Source organism: Pseudomonas sp. 210_17 TE3656 (assembly GCF_054821965.1).
Map to the genome: position 1 here is coordinate 4,947,794 of NZ_JBTRBC010000001.1, position 20,702 is coordinate 4,968,495.

The following is a 20,702-nucleotide window of genomic DNA, read 5'->3' on the forward strand; positions in this document are numbered from 1 at the left end:
GTCATGTCAAGCGGATGTGGATGTGGCGGTGGTAATGACGGCGGCGGTTGCGCCTCTTCAACGGTCGTTGAACCCGAGCTGGCGGTAGAAGCGGTAGAGGCGGTGGAAGTCGTAGCGCCAGCGCAGTTGATCGCCAGCAGCGAACAGGAGTGGCCGATCATCAGCGTCAATGCGCTGCCGATCAGCCCTCAGGCCATGGCCCAGGAGCTGCAATATCACCCGGCAGCGGACCGAGAGGAGGCGCTGTTCATGGCCGCCCGCGCCCTGGTGATCCGCGAGCTGTTGCAACAGCGGATCGCCGAGCTGGGCCTGTCGCTGCAGGTCGGCGCCGGTGAGAACGAAGAGGAGGCGGCGACGCGCTTGCTGCTGGAGCGCGAGGTGCAGGTGCCCGAGTGTGACGAGGCCACCTGCCTGCGTTACTACGACAGCAATCGCGGGCGCTTTCACAGCGCGCCGCTGCTGGCGGTACGGCACATTCTGCTCGAATGTGCCCCGGACGATGCCGAGGCGCGCAGCCAGGCGCTGGTTCAGGCCGAGATCCTGCAACAGCGTCTGGCACAGTTCCCTGAGCAGTTTGCCGAGCTTGCGGTGAAGTACTCGGCTTGCCCGTCGAAAGCGCAGGGCGGGGAACTGGGGCAGATCAGCAAGGGCCAGACGGTGCCGGAGCTGGAACGGCAGCTGTTCACCCTGGCGCCGGGGCTGGCCGACAAACCGCTGGAAAGCCGCTATGGCTGGCATGTCATCAGCGTCGACCAACGCATCGAAGGCCAGCAATTGCCGTATGAGGCGGTCGCCACGGCGATCCGCACCCAGCTGCAACAGGGCGTGTGGCAGAAGGCGGTGGTTCAGTACCTGCAGACCCTGATCGGTGCTGCGGATATTCGCGGTATCCAGCTACAGGGCGCTGATTCGCCGCTGGTGCAGTAACCAGGTAAGCAAGGGGAATGTGATGAGCACGGTGATGCAGGATGGATTCGGGCGGCAGATCGATTATCTGCGCATGTCGGTGACCGATCGTTGTGATTTTCGCTGTGTCTACTGCATGGCCAAGAACATGACCTTCCTGCCGCGTCAGCAGGTACTCACCCTTGAGGAACTGCAGCGCTTGGCAACGCTGTTCGTTGGCCAGGGGGTGCGCAAGATCCGCCTGACCGGAGGGGAGCCGTTGATCCGTCCGGGGATTGTCGATCTGTGCCGTCACATTGCCGCCTTGCCGGGCTTGCGCGAACTGGTGATGACCAGCAATGGCTCGCAGTTGCAGCGCCTGTCCCGACCGCTGGTGGATGCCGGGGTCAAACGCATGAACATCAGTCTCGACAGCCTGGACAGTGAGCGCTTTCGCGCGATTACCCGCAATGGCGATCTTGATCAGGTGCTGCGGGGAATCGAAGCGGCAAGCACTGCCGGGTTCGATCGGATCAAACTCAACTGTGTGGTGATGAAGGGACGCAACTTCGATGAGGTGCTGGCGTTAGTGCAGTACGCCATCGACCTGGGCATCGACATCACTTTCATTGAAGAGATGCCGCTGGGTGAAGTAGGGCGCTCGCGTGGCGAGTCATTCTGCTCCAGTGACGAGGTGCGGGCGCTGATTGCCAGCCGCCATGCCTTGCTCGACAGCGCCGAGAACAGCGGTGGGCCGGCGCGCTATGTGCGCCTGGCGCAGCATCCGCAGACGCGTATCGGGTTTATTTCGCCCAACAGTCATAACTTCTGTGCCAGCTGTAACCGGGTACGGATGACCGTGGAAGGGCGTTTGCTGTTGTGCCTGGGGCAGGAGGATTCGCTGGACTTGCGCGGGTTGTTGCGCCGTTATCCGCTGGATGACCAGCCGATTGTCAGTGCGGTGCAGCAGGCCTTGCGGGGTAAACCGCTGCGGCATGATTTCGATGCCGGGGGAGTGGTGCAGATTCTGCGCTTCATGAATATGAGTGGAGGGTGATCTTTATGCCGCCGGTGGGAGCGGGCTTGCCCCGCGATTACGGGCTGTCAGTCACATCGATTCGCGGGGCAAGCCCGCTCCCACCGGGTCCATCCTGCCATTCTTGATATCAATCAATTTTCTCCAGCGCCTTCAGTCGTAACCTCTACTGCATATTGTGTTTTGAATTTCATAAATACCTATATGTAGTGTTTTGGGGGCAAGATGCACAGCACGCTGATCAGGGTAGGGCACAACCAGCTACACAAGCGCGACGGCAGTCTGGTCGCTTTCGATGCCGACAAGATCCGCCAGGCGTTGATCGCTGCCGGCAAGGCCACCGGGGAGTACGCGGAAGCCGAGGCCGAAGGGTTGCTGGCAGCGGTGCTGGCGCACTTGGAGGGCTATTCGCAGCTGCACGTCGAGCAGATCCAGGACCGGGTCGAGCGGGTGCTGATGGACGCCGGGCATTTCCTTTCGCTACGCGCCTATATCGTCTACCGCGAACAGCACGGGCGCTTGCGTCGCGACCGCAAGACCCTGGTCGAAGTGGCGACCTCGATGAACGAGTACCTCAACCGTGAAGACTGGCGGGTTCAGGCCAACGCCAACCAGGGTTACTCGCTGGGTGGGCTGGTGCTCAATGTCTCCGGCAAGGTCACCGCCAATTACTGGCTCGATGAGGTCTACAGCGAAGCCATTGGCCGCGCCCATCGCGAAGCCGACCTGCATGTGCATGACCTGGATATGCTCGCCGGCTACTGTGCCGGCTGGTCGCTGCGCACCCTGCTGCACGAAGGCCTCAATGGCGTACCCGGACGGGTCGAGGCCGGGCCGCCCAGGCACCTGAGCAGCGCCCTGGGGCAGATGGTCAATTTCCTTGGCACGCTGCAGAACGAGTGGGCCGGGGCCCAGGCCTTCAGTTCCTTCGACACCTACCTGGCGCCCTATGTGCGCAAGGACCGGCTGCCCTACGAAGAGGTCCGCCAGGCCATCCAGGAGTTCATCTACAACCTCAACGTGCCGTCGCGCTGGGGCACGCAAACACCCTTTACCAATCTGACCTTTGACTGGGTCTGCCCGGAAGATCTGCGCGAACAGGTCCCGGTGATCGGCGGAGAAGAAATGCCCTTCGCCTATGGTGAGCTGCAAGCCGAAATGGACCTGCTCAATCGCGCCTACATCGAAGTGATGCAGGCCGGCGATGCCAAGGGCCGGGTGTTCACCTTCCCGATCCCGACCTACAACATCACCCACGATTTCCCCTGGGACAGCGACAACGCCGAGCGTCTGTTCGAGATGACCGCACGCTACGGCTTGCCGTATTTCCAGAACTTCCTCAACTCCGACATGCTGCCCAACCAGGTGCGCTCGATGTGCTGCCGTCTGCAGCTGGATGTGCGCGAGCTGCTCAAGCGCGGTGGCGGTCTGTTCGGTTCGGCGGAGCAGACGGGCTCGCTCGGTGTGGTGACCATCAACTGCGCACGCCTGGGCTATCTGTTCAAAGGTGACACCAGCGGTCTGCTGCAGCGCCTGGATACCTTGATGGAACTGGCCATGGAGAGTCTGGAGGTCAAGCGCAAGGTGATCCAACACCACATGGACGCCGGTTTGTACCCCTACACCAAACGCTACCTGGGCACCTTGCGCAATCACTTCTCCACCATTGGCGTCAACGGCCTGCATGAAATGCTGCGCAACTTCAGCGACGACCAGATGGGCTTGCATACCGAGCAGGGGCGGCGTTTTGCCTTGAACCTGCTGGACCATGTACGCGCCACCCTGGTGCGCTTCCAGGAAGAAACCGGGCACCTCTACAACCTCGAGGCGACACCGGCTGAAGGCACCACGTACCGCTTCGCCAAGGAAGACCTCAAGCGCTATCCGGACATACTCCAGGCCGGCTGCGCGCAGGCGCCGTACTACACCAACTCCTCACAACTGCCGGTGGGCTACACCGATGACCCCTTCGAGGCGCTGGAGCTGCAGGACGAACTGCAGTGCAAGTACACCGGCGGTACGGTGCTGCACCTGTACATGGCCGAGCGGATTTCTTCGGCCCAGGCCTGCAAGCAACTCGTGCGCAAGGCCTTGGGGCGCTTCCGCCTGCCTTACTTGACCATCACCCCGACCTTCTCCATCTGCCCGGTACACGGCTATCTGGATGGCGAACACGAGTTCTGCCCGAAATGCGACGAAGCCCTGTTGCTGGCGCAGCAGGTCGACACGGTTCACTGATTTCGAATTACCCAACCGCAAGGAGCTTCATCATGACTGCACTGCAAACCCTGCCTGTGGCACAACGCCAACGCTGCGAAGTCTGGACCCGGGTGATGGGCTATCACCGGCCGGTGTCGGCGTTCAACCCAGGCAAACAGTCCGAGCACCGCGAGCGCCAGCATTTCACTGAGGGTGCGGCAGCGGCCGGGCATCCATGAGTCGAGCACTACGGGTCGGGGGCATGGTGCCCCTGACCACTCTCGACTACCCGGGCAAGTTGGCTTGTGTGTTGTTTTGCCAGGGTTGCGCCTGGCGTTGCCGTTACTGCCACAACCCGCAATTGATCCCGCCGCGCGGCAGTCAGGAGCTTGATTGGAACCAGGTGCTGGCATTCCTCCAGCGCCGCCAGGGCCTGCTCGATGCGGTGGTGTTCAGTGGCGGCGAAGCAACCCTGCAGGACAGCTTGCCGGCGGCGATGGCCGAGGTCCGGCAGATGGGCTTTGCTGTTGGCCTGCACAGTGCCGGCATCAAACCTGAGGCGTTCGCCCGAGTGTTGCCGGGGGCCGATTGGGTCGGCTTCGACGTCAAGGCTCTGGCCGAGGAGTGTGCGCTGATTACTCGGGTAAAGGGCAGCGGGGTGGCCAACTGGCGCAGCCTGGAATTGTTGTTGGCCAGTGGTGTGGAGTATGAGTGCCGTACTACGGTACATTGGCATTTGATCGACCCAGAGCGCCTGCTTACGCTGGCACGGCGTTTGAGTGAACGCGGGGTCATACGTTTCGTGGTACAGATGGTACGTACCACGCAGATGCTCGATGCAAGTTTGCCAATGGTATCGATGCACACTGCGTTGCCGGTGCTGTGGGATGCGCTTGGCGATCTGTTTCCGGAGTTTGAAGTGCGCGGCTAGATCGCCGCGCCCTTTAGTCGCTAGAGCCATCCCCAAAACTGCAACCACCAGCCATAGCCTACCGCGACAATGGCTGCCAGCAGGCAAACACTAGCGGCGCAGCGCCGGGGCAGGGCAATGTCCTGGCGTACCAGCAGCTTCCAGCCCAACCAGGCGCTCCAGGCCATGGCTGCGATCAACAGCAAGGCCCTGGCCGGTTGAACCCACTCCAGCAACAAGCCTTCATAGCGCAGCAGCTTCACCGTGGTTGCCGACAAGCCGAGAAACAGCCCGGCGCCGCCCAGAGGTGTAAGGGTCAGGCTCAAGGCTCCATACAGATCAGGCTTGCCCGTCAGCCGTGCTGCCAGGCGCAACAAAACCAGCAAACTGCCGCCCAGTAACAGGGCGCTGGTGCTCAGGTACAGGACGATACTGAAACCGTCCAGCCAGCTGAAACTGTCGTTGAGCTGCGGGTAATGGGTCAGCAGCCACCAGGGGGCGTTGTCGTGCAAGGGCCAGAGCACATCGTGCTCCACCAGCCACTGCGCCAGGTGCTGTTTGAGGGTGATGAACCAGGGGCTGACGGTCCACTGGAAGGCCCCCATGGCCAGACCGATGACGCCGAACAGCAGCAGGCGGCTATCCCAGGCTGATGGGGCGCGCGTGGCCGCCTGCAGGATCTCTTCGTTGCTGGAGCGGGCAATCAGTTGCACCGCGCCGCGTTGCCCGCTGCAGCGGCCACAGGCATGACAGTCGCTGGCGCCCTGCAGGCGACGGATGTCCAGCAGCGGTGCGCAGTTGGGGGGTGGCAGGCGCGGTGCGGCGTTTGTTTTCCAGCGCTGTTCATCGACCTGGAAGTGTACCGGGGCGAGGCGCGCGAGCAGGGCAAAGACGCCGCTGACCGGGCACAGGTAGCGGCACCAGACCCGCTTGCCGCGGGCGAACAGTAAACCGATGGCAATCGCCGCCAGCGTCGAGCCGCCGAGAATCAGCAGTGCCGCGTGGGCATAGTCGTAGACGCTGATCAGCTGGCCATAAAGGGTGGTCAGGCAGAACGCCAGGGTCGGCCAGCCACTCCAGCGCATCCAGCGTGGCACGCCCATGCCCCGGCCATACTGGCTGGCCCATTCGCTCAGCGAGCCTTCCGGACAAAGCACACCGCACCAGAGCCGGCCGAACAGCACGATCGACAGCAACACGAACGGCCACCAGAGGCCCCAGAACAGGAACTGGGCGAACAGGGTCAGGTTGTCCAGCATCCGCGCCTGGCTGCCGGGTAAGGGCAGCAATGCCGGTACTACCAGCAGTACGGCGTAGAACAGCACTACCGTCCACTGCAGGGTGCGAATCACCCCGGCATGGCGGCGCATGCTGTTTCCCAAACGCTGCAACAGGCGATTGTGCCCACTCAGGCTGGACATGCGGCACTGCCTGTTTTGCGTTGCAGCAGCCAGCACCCGACGCTCAGCCAGTAGCCGCAGAGCACCAGCAGGGTCAGGGCGCTGGGCGTGGCGCGGTAACCGGCGAACCCGGCGAGAAAGGCGCCCAGGCCCTGGCTGTCGCTGAGCACTGTGCTGCTGTCCCAGAGCGCATCGCCGACCAGGGTATAGGTCATCTCTGGCAAATCCATGGCCAGCAGTTGACCGCCGATTCGCTCGGTCGCGCTGACCAGCAAGGCTGCCGCGAGCAGCAGTAACAGCGCTTCACTCAGGCCAAAGAAATGTCGCCATGAAATGAACCGCCGGCTGCTGTGCAACAGGGCAATGGTCAGCCCTGACAGCAGCAGTCCGGCGATGGCGCCGATGAAGAATTGCACCAGCGCCAGGCCTTGCAGGAGAGCACCGGCGCCATACAGAAAGACCACGGTTTCACTCCCTTCGCGGCTGACTGCAAGCATGGCCAGCAGCAACAATCCGACACCACCCTGGCGCGCGAGTTGCTGCTCGGCGTGGCGCCGCAGATCGTCCTTGAGCGAGCGTGCATGGCGGTGCATCCAGCCGACCATCTGCACCATCAGCATACTGGCCAGTAACGCCAGGGCGGCCTGGAACCATTCGCTGGCAGTGCCGCTCATGGCCTCGCCGGCAAACAGGATCAGCAGCGCCAGCATGGCCGAGAGCAGCAAGCCCAGGGCGACGCCGCTCCACAGATATTTCAGTAGTCGCTGGCCGCGAGTTTGCTGGCTGACCCAGGCCTGGAGAATGCCGATCACCAGCAGCGCTTCGACGCTTTCGCGCCAGACGATAAACAGTGCTTGATTCATCAAGACTCCCTGCACACCCTCGGCTACTGCGCGAGGATGGCGCCCTCGGGCAGTTGCGGATTGAATTCGTCGAAGAACGGATAGCGGCCAGGCCTGAGTGGGTGGATGACGACAAAGGTCGTCACTCCCGGCGACAGCACTTTCTCCACCCGCAAGGGCGTGCTTTCGAACTCTGCCGGGCCTTCGCCCTGATTCTTCAGGACGATCTTGAAGCGTTGCCCGGCGGGAACTTCCAGCACCGCAGGGGTGAAGTGTCCGTCACGCAGGATCAGCTCGTAGCTGGGCAGTGGCGCGGCGCTCAGGGGCGTGGCTGCACCGGCCAGAATCAACCAGGCCAGGCGCTGGTGGAGGCGGGCGTTCATTCAATAGCCGCCTTTCTTGCCAATCCCGGCGTAGACGAAGGTGTAGTGCAGTTCGCAGCGCTCGAACCAGGGTTCTACCCCGGTTTCCTTGTCGGTGTGGCGCCCCAGCGAAGCATGACCGCCCGGAGGCAGGAGGGTGAAGGTCAGCTGGTATTTGCCTGGCCCCTGCAGTTTGACGTTATCGCCATAGTGCGGGCCGTCGTTGGCGACCATGGCATGGAAGTCACCGCTGATGGGTGTGTCGCTGCCTTGCTTTTGCAGGCTGAAGGCGACATTCAGGTAGGGCACGAAACTGCCTTCCTGAAAACCCTGGCGATTGTCGGCGGTGGCGCGGATATCGGCTTCCAGGTGGATGTCCGAGTCGGCAGTGGCGCGCATCATGCCGGCCGGGGCCATTTCAATCGGCTGCAGGTACACCGCGCCGACCTCCAGCCCCGGGCACAGTTGCGGCTTGCCGATGGGGTATTCCTTGGCCAGTGCCGGCGGGGTGATCAGGAGCAAGGCGAGTGACAGCGAAAAGGGGGTACGCATGACGACTTCCTGGGTGCTGACGAGTGGGAGCCCGAGTCTAGGAAGCTTCTGCGTGAATAATAATGATTATTATCAATTTTACTGTCGATCCGTCAGCGCCCTTGATCTGCATCAAGGGCAAAGCCGTAGCGAGGCAATAAGGTGGAAGCTCGCCCATAGCCTGCCTGGGGAATATCATGGCCAAGCCCTTTCCCGTCAGCCCGAAACACCCTGAACGTATCTGCTGGGGTTGCGATCGTTATTGCGCGGCGAATGCCCTGGCCTGCGGCAATGGCGCCGACCGGACCATGCATCCGGTAGAGGTGTTCGGTGAGGACTGGAACGTGCCAGGGGACTATGGCCTGGGGTTGCCTGACAGCCATGATCGCGGGGCAAGCCCGCTCCCACCAAGTTCTGATACACCCTGTGGGAGCGGGCTTGCCCCGCGATAGATCTAAATGCTCAGAACAGGTGCTGACGCTTGTCCAGCTGCTGATCGACCAGCCACTTGCCATGCGCAAGCGACACGTGTTGGGCATTTTCGAGGTCGGCCAGAAAGGCCATCTTCAGTGGCAGCGGCAGACGCCGGCTAGTGTGGCCTTCGGGATCGGTGATCAGACACCCGCCGGCAAACGGCGTAGGGATGCCGTCATGGGTTTCGACACTGGCGGTGATGGTGTAGTTGCGATGCACACATTGAAGGGTTTTCATCGTCCTGACCTCGCTGCTGGGGTATCGATGGCTCGCCGTTGTTGAAGCTCCTCGCTAAGGTGCTTTTTCGGGTATACCACAGCAGTGGCCCGGAGTGACCCGGGCCGACGAACGTATGCGATCGAGAAAGGCTGCTTAGAGCTCGGTAGGCTGGATGATCTCAACCCAGTAATCGTCCGGGTCCTTGATGAAGGCCAGGTGCTTCATCCGGCCGTCGCTCAGGCGCTTCTGGAAGGTTACGCCCAGTTGCTCAAAGCGCTCGCAGGCAGCGCGAATATCCGGTACCGAAATGCAGATATGGCCAAAACCACGCGGGTCGGTGTTGCCGTTGTGGTAGGCAAAATCCGCGTCGTTTTCAGTGCCGTGGTTGTGGGTCAGTTCGAGGATGCCGGGCATCGATTTCATCCACTCGGTGCGCTTGGCGGCATCGGCCGGAATCTGCGCCTTGTCGACCAGAGCGAGGAAATACAGGCTGAACTCGGCTTCAGGGAAGTCGCGCTTTTCCACCAGGCTGAAACCCAGGACACGGGTGTAGAAGTCCAGCGACTTGGCAACGTCCTTGACCCGCAGCATGGTGTGGTTGAAGACAAAGTTCTGGGTCGCGGCATCCGGTTGCGCGGTGACACCAGGGAGGGTGTCGAGATGGTTCAGGCTCATGGGCACTCCGCTTGAAGAGGCTGGCAACAGCAATGCCAGCAAGACCCCACATGATACGGAACTGAAACAATTGCGCAAACGAATTGCGCCCCGCCTGTGAAGGGCGGGGCGCAAGAATTAGAAGCCCGCCGAGGCGGGCGTATGGGGCGCTATTCCGTTAGCGATCTTCATCCTGATTGAGTGGATGTGAAAAAAGTGTGAAGGACACTTTCACGAACGCAACCAGCTGTCGACTGTTTTCGCCCCGTACTGTTCTTTCCAGGCTTTGAGGCCACGGTGGTTGCCACCCTTGGTTTCGATCAGCTCGCCGGTGTGAGGGTTTTCATACACTTTGACCACCCGTGCGCGGCGGGTTTTCGGTGCGCTCACCGCACCTTTGGCCACGGCTTTGGGGTCGAGAATGGAAATGATATCGCGCAAATTCTTGCCATAGCTGTTCATCAGCTCGACAAGTTTGCGTTCGAACTCGATTTCGCGCTTGAGGCCGGCGTCCTTTTTCAGCGCCTCCAGTTGCGCCATCTGTTCTTGAAGCGCTTTTTCGGCAGCACGAAACTCTGCAAGTCTGGACACTGTCATCACTCCTTTATGTCTGCAGTGGCCCGGCACGCGTAAAACGAGGAGTAACCTGAATAACGCAGCGAGCACTGGGTTGGGCACAACATCGCACTAATAAAGAGTGTAGTAGTCCCAGGGCGGCGGGTAAACATATGAAATTTAACTTTGCTGCAATGGAACTTTCTTACTTGCCCGCGCGTTAATACAAAACAACTAGTCGATTGCCTGCCAAGCGCCTTAGACAAAGGTCCAATGGCCCGGTCTAGAGCGGTTTCGAGATAATTTGCGGTCAGCCTCGAGCTTTATTGGCGCTGGATGCATTGCCGGTGCCTGGACGGCTGCCGGTTGTTTTTTGTCACTCTTTCGGATTGTGCTTCTGATGTTTGCCCCATACCCCCTCGCGCCCGGGCGCGGCCTTGCCGGCCTGCTCGCGATGTTCACTGCCGCTTCGACTCAGGCTGCCGGTTTTCTTGAAGACAGCAGTGCCAAAGTCGAAGCACGCAATGTCTATTTCAATCGAGATTTTCGTGACGGCCATGTCAGTTCCAGTCAGGGCGCTTCGAAACGCGAAGAATGGGCTCAGGGATTCATTCTCAATGTGCAGTCCGGTTATACCCAGGGTCCTGTAGGCTTTGGCGTCGATGCCCTGGGCATGCTCGGGATCAAGCTCGACTCCAGTCCGGCTGATAGCAACAGCGGCTTGATGCCGTCCAGCGGGCATGACCCGCGGGAGTCGGTGGACCAATATGCCAAGCTCGGCTTGACCGCGAAAATGCGCTATTCGAAGACCGTACTCAAATACGGCTCGATGCTGCCGGACATGCCGCTGCTCAAATACAACGACGGCCGCCTGCTGCCGACGATGTTCCAGGGGGCGATGCTCACGTCCGAGGAAATCAATAACCTCAAGTTCAGTGTTGCCCGTCTGGACAAGTACACCGCGCGCGATTCCACCGATCGCCAGGATATTCGCGTGCACTGCAAGAACAAGCGCTATGCGTGCAATATCACCGCCGATCATTTCGACATGGCTGGCGTCGATTACAAGTTCAATGAACGGCTGAGCGCCCAGTACCAGGTGGCCAAGCTGGAAAACATCTACCGCCAGCACTTCCTCGGTGTGGTAGCCAGCCAGCCGCTGAGCGTCGGCAGCCTGTCGGCCGACCTGCGCCTGATCAAGAGCGATGACATCGGCAATGCCCATGCCGGTGATATCGACCACCGCGCGTTCAGCGGCATGCTCGGCTACAGCCTGGGCGGGCACAAGGTCAGCGCCGGCTGGCAGCGCATGTACGGTGAAAACTCCATGCCGTACCTCGATGGCAGCAATCCGTACCTGGTCAACTACGCCCAGGTCAACGACTTCGCCGCCGCTCAGGAGCGCTCCTGGCAGTTGCGCTACGACTACGACTTCAAGGCCCTCGGCGTGCCGGGCTTGAGCTTCTTCACCCGCTATATCAACGGTGACCATATCAAGGTCCCCGGCAGCCTGGCCGAGGGCAAGGAATGGGAGCGCGACAGCGAGCTCAAGTACCAGGTCCAGAGCGGTACCTTCAAGGACGTCAGCGTACGCCTGCGTAACTCCACCTACCGCAGCAACTACGAGAAGTGGGCGCGGGACATGGACGAAACGCGGGTAATCGTCAGCTACAACTTCTCGATCTGGTAAGCAGCGCATTGCCACTGCCCCTCGGCCGGCCGACAATGGCGGCTGGCCGAGCCATGGAATGAACTGCAATGAAACAGCTGTTGTTGATCGGTATCGGGCCGGGCAATCCGCGTCAGATCACCCTTGAGGCCATCGATGCGCTGAACCGTGCCCAGGTGTTCTTCGTCCTCGACAAAGGCGCGGTCAAGGATGAGCTGCTGCAACTGCGCAAGGACATTCTCGAACGCTATATCCAGCAGCCGGGCTATCGCCTGGTGCAGGTCGAAGATCCGCAGCGTGAGGGTGCAGCCAGCGACTATGTCGGTGCCGTGCATGACTGGCACCACAAGCGCGCCACGCTCTATGCCCGCTTGATCGAAAGCGAACTGGCCGAGGGCGAGTGCGGCGCCTTTCTGCTCTGGGGCGAGCCAACCCTGTATGACAGCACTTTGCGCATCCTCGATCTGGTGCAGGCCGCTGGCGTCGGCATCGAGCTTGAAGTCATTCCCGGTATCAGCAGCGTACAGGCCCTGGCTGCCCGTCACCGGATTCCCTTGAACCGCATTGGCGAGCCACTGACCGTCCTGCCAGGCCGGCGCCTGGCCGAGCAGTCACGGATCGACAACCTGGTGGTGATGCTCGACGGCCAATGCGCGTTCGCTGCGCTCGACGACCCCGAGCTGCTGATTTATTGGGGCGCCTACCTCGGTACCGCCGACGAGATCCTTATCGCCGGGCCGTTGCAGGCAGTGCGCCAACTGATTCTTCAGCAGCGCGAGCAGGCCCGTGCGCGCAAGGGCTGGATCATGGACACGTATCTGCTGCGCCGGCCGCTGTAGCCAGGCGGTTCTTCGCTTCGATCCATTGCGCCATGTACTGCGTGCTCTTGTGCTGGTGGTGACGCAGCATGGCCCCGGTGAAGTTGAACAAGCGGTGCTGGTCCAGGTCGCTCAGCGCGTACTCGATGCGTTCGACCAGCGCGCTGCTGTGCTGGCGCCGGTCATAGCGCGCGGCAAGCAGCTGCAAACCCTGTTGTTGTGCTTGCTGCCAGCGTGCCGGGTCGTTGTACAACTGCACCGCCGCTTCGGCCAGCGCTTCGCCGGTGCTGGCCACCGCGCCTGGCCAGGGCAGGGCGCCGTGCATGGCTTCGGCGCCGATTGGTGTGGTCACGCTGGGGGTGCCGCAGAGCATGGCGTCGGTCAGTTTGCCCTTGATTCCGGCGCCGAAGCGCAGCGGTGCCAGGCAAATACGCGCATTGCTCATCACCTCCAGGGCATCCTCGGCCCAGTTCATGATGTGGAAGCCTTCGGCAGGCTTGTGCAGCGCCGTGGCCTTCGGTGGCGTGTAGGCGCCGTAGATGTGCAACTGCGCCTGGGGCAGGCGGCGGCGGATGATCGGCCACAGCGTATTCTTCATCCACAACACGGCATCCCAGTTCGGGGCGTGGCGGAAGTTGCCGATGCTGAGGAAGTGCGCACGCTCGTCGTAAGGCTTGAACGCTGCACCGGGCACATCGACCATCAGCGGGCACCAGTGCAGCAGGTGCTCGGGCACGCCGAAGCCGTTGATCAGCAGGTCGATCTCGACGTCCGAGATCATCAGGCTCAGGTCGCTGCGGTAGATGGCCGCCAGTTCGCGCAGGGTCAGGTCGGCCGTGGCCATTTGCCGATACAGCTCGGGGCCGGAGGTGGCGAACAGCGCCCGGAAATCGTTGGGGTCCAGCCCTTCGATCAGGCGGCGGCGCAGCAGTTGCTGACGGGCGTCGCGCAGGCTTTGCAGGTCCGAGGTTTCCAGCACACGCAAGGCGTTGGGGCAGTGTTTTTCCACGCGCCAGCCGAATTGCTCTTCCATCATGAAGCGGTCGAACAGCACCACATCCGGGGCCAGTTCACTGACGAACTGGTCGAAACTGCTGTCATTGAGGGTGATGGCCTGCTCGGCAATGCCCAGCTCGGCAAGATCCGCCTTGTGCTCCCCGATCGTCGCCGGGCTGCTGAAGGTTACGCGCCAGCCACGTTGTACGAAACTCTCGAGGATCTGCATCATGTGCCCGCCGGCGGCCGAAGAGCGCGGTTCGGGCCAGACGTAGCCGATGACCAGGACGTTGAGGGCGGGCTTGAACATGAGGGGAAGAGGCCTTGTAAAAAGTGCCTATTCTACAACGTATTACGCAGACAGGATGCTTTGCACCTTGTCGCGCAACTGATCGATGCTGAACGGTTTGCCGATCAGGTGCATACCCTCTGGCACGTCGATGTTGTCCCCAAAGCCACTGGCGAACAGGATCGGCAGCAACGGTCTGGCTTCCCGTGCCTTGACCGCCAGTTGTTTTCCGTCCATGTCCGGCAGGCCGATATCGGTCATCATCAGCGCCAGCGCCTGTTCAGGATCCTCGAGGATCTTCAGGGCGTTCTCAGCGTCCTGGGCCTCGACGACCGAATAGCCCAGCGCTTCCAGCACCTCGACGATCAGCATGCGCACGATAGCGTCATCTTCGACAACCAGAAGGGCGGGGGCAGATGAGGGCATGGCAAAGGTCCTGTACTAATGTCTGTTCATACTCTGTAAGCCAGGTGTGGCCTGAAGTTCCCTGCTGCCTTTGCAGGATAGCGATGTGCACAGCTGCAGGGAACGATTGACGTCTGTTGGCCTCAAATGCTGGCTAAATGCCCTGCCAGCACCGGCAAAGCTGTTTAGACTCAGGGTCAGAAGGCCGCAGGGATCGCCTTCGCAGCGAAAAATAGAACAATTACTCGAAAATCCGCCACACTTCTTTTGTTTGATTCACTTGCTTGGATGTATGTGATGATTCAACCAGCCTCGATAGATCAGCAAAGCTTCCGCAAGTTGCTGAGCCGTAACATCGGCCTGCCTCTGGGCGTCGGCCTGCTCAGCGCTGTAGTGTTCATAGCCATGATCAATTACCTGTTGTCGGCCATTCAGTGGGTGGAACATACCGACCGGGTGATCAACAACGCCAACGAGGCGGTCAAGCTGTCGATCGATATGGAAACCGGCATGCGCGGCTTCCTGATCACCGGTGACGAGCGCTTTCTCGAACCTTACGAGGTGGCCAAGCCACAAGTGCTGTCCGGCCTGATGAGCCTGCAGACGATGGTGACCGACAATCCGCAGCAGGTCGACCGGCTGGAGCGCTTGATGGCGCTGCAGCAAGAGTGGAATACCTTTGCCAGTCAGATGATCAGTCTGCGCCGTCAGGACAGTGACTACCAGGAGCCGATCCGGGCCGGTCGCGGCAAGCGCATCACCGACGAAATCCGCAAGGAATTCGATACCTTCATCGGCATGGAGCAACAGCTGCGGGTCGCCCGTAACGAGCAGGTCAGCACCCTGACGCGGGTGGCGATTTCCGTATACCTGGTGTTCATCATCCTGCTCAGCGCTTTGTTGGCATTCCTCGGGCGCCGCGATCTGTTGGCGTTGTCCTCCAGCTACACCAGTAATTTGCAAGCCCAGCAACGTTCGACCCAGCGCCTGGAACAGCAAGCCTGGTTACGCAGCGGGCAGACGCAACTGGCCGGGCAGGTGCTCGGGCAACTGACGCTGCCGATGCTGGGCAACAATATCCTGCGCTTTTTCGCCACCTACCTGGGCAGTGTGGTGGCGGCGCTTTATGTCCGTGATGACCAGGGTGCTCTGCGGCGGGTGGCAAGCTACGGCTTTTCTGCCGAGCAGGAAGCCCGCGAACAGCTGATCGGCCATCAGCAAGGCCTGCTCGCCCAGGCGGTGAGCCAGGGGCGCCTGCTGCGTCTTGATGACGTGCCTGAGGACTACTTCAAGGTCAACTCCGGCCTGGGTGAAGGCTTGCCGCGCAGTGTGCTGGTGGTGCCGGCCAGCAACGACGGGCAGATCAACGGGGTGGTCGAGCTGGGTTTCCTGCGGCCGCTGACTGATCGCGATATCGAGCTGCTCGAGCTGGTCGCTGACAACCTCGGCACCTCCATTGAAAGTGCCCGCTATCGTCAACGCCTGCAGGATGTGCTGGCCGAAACCCAGCAGCTCAACGAAGAGTTGCAGGTGCAGCAGGAAGAGCTGAAATCCGCCAACGAGGAACTCGAAGAACAGTCGCGGGTGCTCAAGGAGTCCCAGGCCCATCTGGAGACCCAGCAAGCCGAACTGGAACAGACCAACGAGCAACTGGCCGAACGCACCCAGGCCCTGGCCGAGCAGCGCGATGCGCTGAACCGCAAGAACAGCGAATTGAACCAGGCCCAGGCCGAGCTGCAGACGCGCGCCGAGGAGCTGCAGCGCTCCAGCAAGTACAAGTCCGAGTTTCTCGCCAACATGTCTCACGAGCTGCGTACACCGCTGAACAGCTCGCTGATCCTGGCCAAATTGCTGGCGGAGAACGCTCAGGAGAATCTCAGCGAAGAGCAGGTCAAGTTTGCCGAGTCGATCTACTCGGCGGGCAACGACCTGCTCAACCTGATCAACGACATTCTCGACATCGCCAAGGTCGAAGCCGGCAAGCTTGAAGTACGCCCGGAGGCCACCCAGCTGGCGCGTTTGACCGAAGGCCTGCAATCAATGTTCGAACCGCTGGCCAGCGACAAGCAGCTGAGCTTTAGCGTGGTCATCGAACCCGAGGTACCGAGCACGTTGTACACCGACCGCCAGCGCCTGGAGCAGATCCTCAAGAACCTGCTGTCCAATGCCGTGAAATTCACCGAGAAAGGCCAGGTCAGCCTCACTGTCAGCCTGCAGCCGGGCACCGGCATTGTGTTCGCTGTGCGCGACAGCGGTATCGGCATCGCGGCCGATCAGCAACAGCGTATTTTCGAAGCCTTTCACCAGGCCGATGGCACCAGCAATCGGCGTTATGGAGGTACCGGCCTGGGCTTGTCGATCTCCCGCGATCTGGCGCAATTGCTCGGGGGGCAGATCAGTGTCGACAGCAGCCTGGGCAAGGGCAGTGTGTTCAGCCTGATCCTGCCGGAACGCTATGAACCGGTCGACAGCCAAGGGCCGGCACTGATCGTCAATCAGCCCCTGGCCACAGTAGTTGCAGCGGAACCCGAGGCGCCGGTCGACGTTGCCATGCCTGCGCGCAGCACACCGGCGTTTGCCGATGACCGGGCGCTGGCACCGTTCAGCAACCGCTGCATTCTGGTGATCGAGGATGAACCGAATTTCGCCCGCATTCTCTTTGATCTTGCCCATGAGTTGGGTTACAGCTGCCTGGTGGCCCAGGCCGCCGACGAAGGCTTCGAGCTGGCCGCAGAGTTCATTCCCGACGCCATCCTGCTCGACATGCGCCTGCCGGATCACTCCGGCCTGACCGTGCTGCAAAGGCTCAAGGAGCAGGCCGGCACCCGCCACATTCCGGTGCATATCATTTCTGTCGAAGACCGGGTGGAGGCGGCCATGCACATGGGCGCCGTCGGCTATGCGGTGAAACCCACCAGCCGTGAAGAACTCAAGGCCGTGTTTGCGCGCCTGGAAGCCAAGCTGACCCAGAAGCTCAAGCACATTCTGCTGGTCGAAGACGATGATCTGCAGCGTGAGAGCATTGCCCGGCTGATTGGCGACGATGACATCGAGATCACCGCTGTCGGCCTGGCCCAGGAAGCCCTGGACCTGCTGCGCGAGAACGTCTACGACTGCATGATCATCGACCTGAAACTGCCGGACATGCTCGGCAACGAGCTGCTCAAGCGCATGTCGTCCGAGGATATCCGCGCTTTCCCGCCGGTGATCATCTATACCGGGCGCAACCTGACCCGCGATGAAGAGGCCGACCTGCTCAAGTACTCGCGCTCGATCATTATCAAAGGGGCGCGCTCGCCGGAGCGTCTGCTGGATGAGGTGACACTGTTTCTGCACAAAGTCGAGTCGACGCTGTCTCATGAACGTCAGCGCATGCTCAAGACCGCACGCAGTCGCGACAAGGTCTTCGAGGGGCGCAAACTGCTCTTGGTCGACGACGATGTACGGAACATTTTCGCCCTGACCAGCGCGCTTGAGCACAAAGGCGCGATCGTCGAAATCGCCCGCAATGGCCGCGAGGCCATCGAACGGCTGGAACAGAACGTCGATATCGACCTGGTGCTGATGGACGTGATGATGCCGGAGATGGATGGCTACGAAGCCACCCGGCTGATCCGCCAGCAACCGCGCTGGCGCAAACTGCCGATCATCGCGGTGACGGCCAAGGCCATGAAGGATGACCAGCAGCGTTGTCTGCAGGCCGGCGCCAATGATTACCTGGCCAAGCCCATTGACCTTGACCGTCTGTTCTCGCTGATCCGTGTCTGGCTGCCGCAACTGGAGCGAATTTGACCATCGAGCGTAATACCGACATCGAAATACGGCTGTTGATCGAGGCGATCTACCTCAAGTACAGCTATGACTTTCGGGACTACTCCGGTGCTTCGATCAAGCGCCGGATCCTGCATGCCGTGCGCCAGTTCGAGTGCAACACGGTCTCGGCGCTGCAGGAGCGGGTACTGCACGATCCAGGCATGTTCATGCAGTTGCTGCAGTTCCTGACCATCCCGGTCAGCGAGATGTTTCGCGACCCGGAGCACTTTCTGGCGTTGCGCCGGGAGGTGGTGCCGCTGCTGCGTACCTGGCCGTCGCTGAAGGTCTGGGTTGCCGGCTGCAGCACCGGCGAGGAGGTTTACTCGCTGGCTATCCTGCTGCGCGAAGAGGGCTTGCTGGAACGCACCATCATCTATGCCACCGACATCAACCCCAGTTCCCTGGACAAGGCCAAACAGGGCATCTACTCGATGCAGAACATGCGCGGCTACGCCGAGAACTACCGCAAAGCCGGTGGCCAGCGCGACTTCAGCGAGTACTACACCTGCGCCTACGGCAACGCCATTGTCGACAGCAGCCTGCGCGACAACGTGACCTTCGCCGACCACAGCCTGGCCACCGACAGCGTGTTTTCCGAAACCCAGCTGATCTCCTGCCGCAATGTGCTGATCTACTTCAACAAGACCTTGCAGGATCGTGCGTTCGGGTTGTTTCACGAATCGCTTTGTCACCGTGGCTTTCTGGTCCTGGGCAGCAAGGAGACCCTGGATTTTTCCGCCTATACCGGACAGTTCCAGGCCCTGGTCAAGCCAGAACGGATCTACCGTAAATCATGAACGGCATTCAGGCGATCACCCTGGGCGCCTCGGCCGGTGGCGTCAGTGCCTTGCTCAACCTGTTTCATGCCTTGCCGCCGGATTTCCGGATTCCGCTGGTGTGTGTGCTGCACTTGCCGGATGACCGTCACAGCCAGCTGGCCGAAGTGTTCAGCCGCAGACTGGGGCGCCCGGTGACGGAGGCACGGGACAAGCAGGAGGTGGCCCCCGGGATGATCTATTTCGCCGGGCCCGGTTATCACCTGTCGGTGGAGCGCGACCGCAGCTTCTCCTTGAGCCAGGAGGAGCGGGTGTATTTCTCCCGGCCTTCAATCGACATCCTGTTCGCATCCGCCGCCGATGCCTATGGTCCGGCGTTGCTCGGTGTGCTGTTGACCGGGGCCAACGAAGACGGTGCCCATGGCCTGGCGCAGATCAAGCAGTCAGGCGGCTACACCATCGTTCAGGACCCGCGCGAGGCGCAGGTCGCCACCATGCCGAAAGCGGCGCTGGCCCTGCACCACCCAGACTACATACTGCCGTTGCACGGCATCGGGCAATTGCTCGCCAAGCTGGAATTCACTGAATGCTAAGCCACATCCAAGCCAAACTTCTGATCGTCGACGACCTGCCGGAAAACCTGCTGGCACTGCAGGCGCTGGTCAAGGGCAGCGACCGTGAGGTGTATCAGGCACAATCCGCCGACCAGGCGCTGTCGCTGTTGCTTGAACATGAGTTCGCCCTGGCCATTCTCGATGTGCAGATGCCGGGCATGAACGGTTTCGAGCTGGCCGAGCTGATGCGCGGCACGGAGAAGACCAAGAACATCCCGATCGTCTTTGTCAGTGCTGCCGGGCGTGAAATGAACTATGCCTTCAAAGGCTATGAAAGTGGTGCGGTGGACTTCCTGCACAAGCCGCTGGACAACCAGGCGGTGAAAAGCAAAGTGGCGGTGTTTGTCGATCTGTTCCGCCAGCGCAAGGCCCTCGATCAGCAACTGCAGGCGCTGGAGCGCAGCCGTGAAGAGCAGGAGCAGTTGCTGACCCAGCTGCAGGTTACCCGTCGTGAGCTGGAACACGCGGTGCGCATGCGCGACGATTTCATGTCGATTGTCTCCCATGAGGTGCGCACGCCGCTCAACGGCCTGATCCTGGAAACCCAGCTGCGCAAGTTGCATCTGGCCCAGGACAACGCTGATGCCTTCACCCTGGACAAGATGCGCGCGATGGTCGAGCGCGATGAACGTCAGATCAACAGCCTGATCCGTCTGATCGAAGACATGCTCGATGTGTCGCGGATCCGTACCGGCAAGCTGTCGATCCGTCCCAGTCAGTTCGACCTGACGCAGCTGGTCGCTGGGCTGGTCGAGAACTTCGCCGCCCAGGCTGCGGCGGCGGGCTCGCTGATCGAGTTCAAGGCCGAGGCGCCATTGATGGGGGTATGGGATGAGTTTCGTATTGAACAGGTGGTGGCCAATCTGTTGACCAATGCGCTGCGTTACGGGGCCAGGCATCCGGTCCGGGTGCGTGCCTTTGAGCAACAGGGGTTGGCGTGTATCGAGGTTGGCGATCAGGGCATTGGTATCAGTGCGCAGAATCAGCAGCGCATTTTTCAGCAGTTTGAGCGGGTGGCGTCGAATCCGGGGAATGCAGGGCTGGGGCTGGGGTTATACATCTCGGAACAGATTGTCCTGGCCCACGGCGGCAGCATTGATGTAGAGAGTATCGAGGGGCAGGGGGCGACGTTTACGGTACGTCTGCCACTGTAACGGGGTGCGGTTGTCCAGGGTGGGAGCGGGCTTGCCCCGCGATTGCGGGCTGCCAGTCACATCCGATCGCGGGGCAAGCCCGCTCCCACCGGGGATCTGGT

21 protein-coding genes are annotated in these 20,702 nt (G+C 61.1%); 12 read left to right on the top strand and 9 right to left on the bottom strand.

Going from position 1 to position 20,702, the window contains the following annotated elements:
• Positions 1 to 3 precede the first annotated feature (3 nt).
• From ACVI9W_RS22980 to ACVI9W_RS23000, 5 genes are all read left to right on the top strand, one after another.
• Positions 4 to 927, top strand: coding sequence for a peptidylprolyl isomerase (locus ACVI9W_RS22980; RefSeq protein ID WP_461531324.1), 924 nt, complete (start codon positions 4 to 6; stop codon positions 925 to 927).
• A 22-nt stretch (positions 928 to 949) separates the two neighbouring features.
• Positions 950 to 1,942, top strand: coding sequence for a GTP 3',8-cyclase MoaA (gene moaA, locus ACVI9W_RS22985; protein ID WP_461531325.1), 993 nt, complete (start codon positions 950 to 952; stop codon positions 1,940 to 1,942).
• Between the two features lie 204 nt (positions 1,943 to 2,146).
• Positions 2,147 to 4,159, top strand: a complete 2,013-nt coding sequence (locus tag ACVI9W_RS22990; protein ID WP_461531326.1) for a ribonucleoside triphosphate reductase — start codon at positions 2,147 to 2,149, stop codon at positions 4,157 to 4,159.
• Positions 4,160 to 4,191: 32 nt separating this feature from the next.
• Positions 4,192 to 4,359 carry an anaerobic ribonucleoside-triphosphate reductase gene (gene nrdD / locus ACVI9W_RS22995; protein WP_038610059.1) on the top strand — a complete coding sequence of 56 codons (168 nt, stop codon included), beginning with the start codon at positions 4,192 to 4,194 and terminating at the stop codon, positions 4,357 to 4,359.
• Entirely contained in the window at positions 4,356 to 5,051 is a 696-nt protein-coding gene (locus ACVI9W_RS23000; protein ID WP_461531327.1) for an anaerobic ribonucleoside-triphosphate reductase activating protein, read from the top strand. The genes nrdD and ACVI9W_RS23000 overlap by 4 nt, the downstream gene beginning before the upstream one ends.
• A 20-nt stretch (positions 5,052 to 5,071) precedes the next feature.
• Here the strand turns inward: ACVI9W_RS23000 and ACVI9W_RS23005 are convergent, their stop codons facing one another.
• The 4 genes from ACVI9W_RS23005 to ACVI9W_RS23020 are packed head-to-tail and all read right to left on the bottom strand — an operon-like array spanning position 5,072 to position 8,186.
• Positions 5,072 to 6,451, bottom strand: a complete 1,380-nt coding sequence (locus ACVI9W_RS23005; protein ID WP_461531328.1) for a 4Fe-4S binding protein — start codon at positions 6,449 to 6,451, stop codon at positions 5,072 to 5,074.
• Positions 6,439 to 7,293, bottom strand: coding sequence for an FTR1 family iron permease (locus ACVI9W_RS23010; RefSeq protein WP_461531329.1), 855 nt, complete (start codon positions 7,291 to 7,293; stop codon positions 6,439 to 6,441). The genes ACVI9W_RS23005 and ACVI9W_RS23010 overlap by 13 nt, the downstream gene beginning before the upstream one ends.
• A 23-nt stretch (positions 7,294 to 7,316) precedes the next feature.
• Positions 7,317 to 7,655 carry a cupredoxin domain-containing protein gene (locus ACVI9W_RS23015; protein WP_038610070.1) on the bottom strand — a complete coding sequence of 113 codons (339 nt, stop codon included), beginning with the start codon at positions 7,653 to 7,655 and terminating at the stop codon, positions 7,317 to 7,319.
• A complete protein-coding gene (locus ACVI9W_RS23020) occupies positions 7,656 to 8,186 on the bottom strand; it encodes an iron transporter (protein WP_461531330.1) in 531 nt (176 codons plus the stop codon).
• Between the two features lie 176 nt (positions 8,187 to 8,362).
• Between ACVI9W_RS23020 and ACVI9W_RS23025 the strand changes: the two genes are divergently transcribed.
• Entirely contained in the window at positions 8,363 to 8,617 is a 255-nt protein-coding gene (locus ACVI9W_RS23025; protein WP_075226491.1) for a DUF3079 domain-containing protein, read from the top strand.
• Positions 8,618 to 8,627: 10 nt separating this feature from the next.
• On the opposite strand, the gene ACVI9W_RS23030 is transcribed toward ACVI9W_RS23025, so the two are convergent.
• From ACVI9W_RS23030 to ACVI9W_RS23040, 3 genes are all read right to left on the bottom strand, one after another.
• Complete coding sequence (locus ACVI9W_RS23030) at positions 8,628 to 8,876, bottom strand: hypothetical protein (protein ID WP_157192210.1); 249 nt, start codon at positions 8,874 to 8,876, stop codon at positions 8,628 to 8,630.
• Positions 8,877 to 9,011: 135 nt separating this feature from the next.
• Entirely contained in the window at positions 9,012 to 9,533 is a 522-nt protein-coding gene (gene gloA, locus ACVI9W_RS23035; RefSeq protein WP_461531331.1) for a lactoylglutathione lyase, read from the bottom strand.
• A 210-nt stretch (positions 9,534 to 9,743) separates the two neighbouring features.
• Positions 9,744 to 10,103 (bottom strand): histone-like nucleoid-structuring protein, MvaT/MvaU family, encoded by a 360-nt coding sequence (locus tag ACVI9W_RS23040; protein WP_038610081.1) that lies wholly within the window; start codon positions 10,101 to 10,103, stop codon positions 9,744 to 9,746.
• Between the two features lie 364 nt (positions 10,104 to 10,467).
• On the opposite strand from ACVI9W_RS23040, the gene ACVI9W_RS23045 reads away from it, so the two are divergent.
• Positions 10,468 to 11,757, top strand: a complete 1,290-nt coding sequence (locus tag ACVI9W_RS23045) for an OprD family porin (protein WP_461531332.1) — start codon at positions 10,468 to 10,470, stop codon at positions 11,755 to 11,757.
• A 68-nt stretch (positions 11,758 to 11,825) separates the two neighbouring features.
• On the top strand, positions 11,826 to 12,575 hold the full coding sequence (gene cobF, locus ACVI9W_RS23050; RefSeq protein ID WP_461531333.1) for a precorrin-6A synthase (deacetylating): 750 nt from the start codon (positions 11,826 to 11,828) through the stop codon (positions 12,573 to 12,575).
• Here cobF and ACVI9W_RS23055 read toward each other — a convergent pair.
• Together ACVI9W_RS23055 and ACVI9W_RS23060 are read right to left on the bottom strand one after the other, a co-directional pair.
• Entirely contained in the window at positions 12,541 to 13,860 is a 1,320-nt protein-coding gene (locus ACVI9W_RS23055) for a glycosyltransferase (RefSeq protein ID WP_461531334.1), read from the bottom strand. The genes cobF and ACVI9W_RS23055 overlap by 35 nt on opposite strands.
• A 42-nt stretch (positions 13,861 to 13,902) precedes the next feature.
• Positions 13,903 to 14,265 (bottom strand): response regulator, encoded by a 363-nt coding sequence (locus tag ACVI9W_RS23060; protein WP_461531335.1) that lies wholly within the window; start codon positions 14,263 to 14,265, stop codon positions 13,903 to 13,905.
• Between the two features lie 276 nt (positions 14,266 to 14,541).
• Between ACVI9W_RS23060 and ACVI9W_RS23065 the strand changes: the two genes are divergently transcribed.
• The 4 genes from ACVI9W_RS23065 to ACVI9W_RS23080 are packed head-to-tail and all read left to right on the top strand — an operon-like array spanning position 14,542 to position 20,601.
• Complete coding sequence (locus ACVI9W_RS23065; RefSeq protein ID WP_461531336.1) at positions 14,542 to 18,036, top strand: response regulator; 3,495 nt, start codon at positions 14,542 to 14,544, stop codon at positions 18,034 to 18,036.
• Positions 18,033 to 18,854 carry a CheR family methyltransferase gene (locus ACVI9W_RS23070; protein WP_461531337.1) on the top strand — a complete coding sequence of 274 codons (822 nt, stop codon included), beginning with the start codon at positions 18,033 to 18,035 and terminating at the stop codon, positions 18,852 to 18,854. The genes ACVI9W_RS23065 and ACVI9W_RS23070 overlap by 4 nt, the downstream gene beginning before the upstream one ends.
• Positions 18,851 to 19,426, top strand: a complete 576-nt coding sequence (locus tag ACVI9W_RS23075) for a chemotaxis protein CheB (protein WP_342622553.1) — start codon at positions 18,851 to 18,853, stop codon at positions 19,424 to 19,426. The genes ACVI9W_RS23070 and ACVI9W_RS23075 overlap by 4 nt, the downstream gene beginning before the upstream one ends.
• Complete coding sequence (locus ACVI9W_RS23080; RefSeq protein WP_461531338.1) at positions 19,420 to 20,601, top strand: hybrid sensor histidine kinase/response regulator; 1,182 nt, start codon at positions 19,420 to 19,422, stop codon at positions 20,599 to 20,601. The genes ACVI9W_RS23075 and ACVI9W_RS23080 overlap by 7 nt, the downstream gene beginning before the upstream one ends.
• The last annotated feature ends 101 nt before the right edge of the window (positions 20,602 to 20,702 follow it).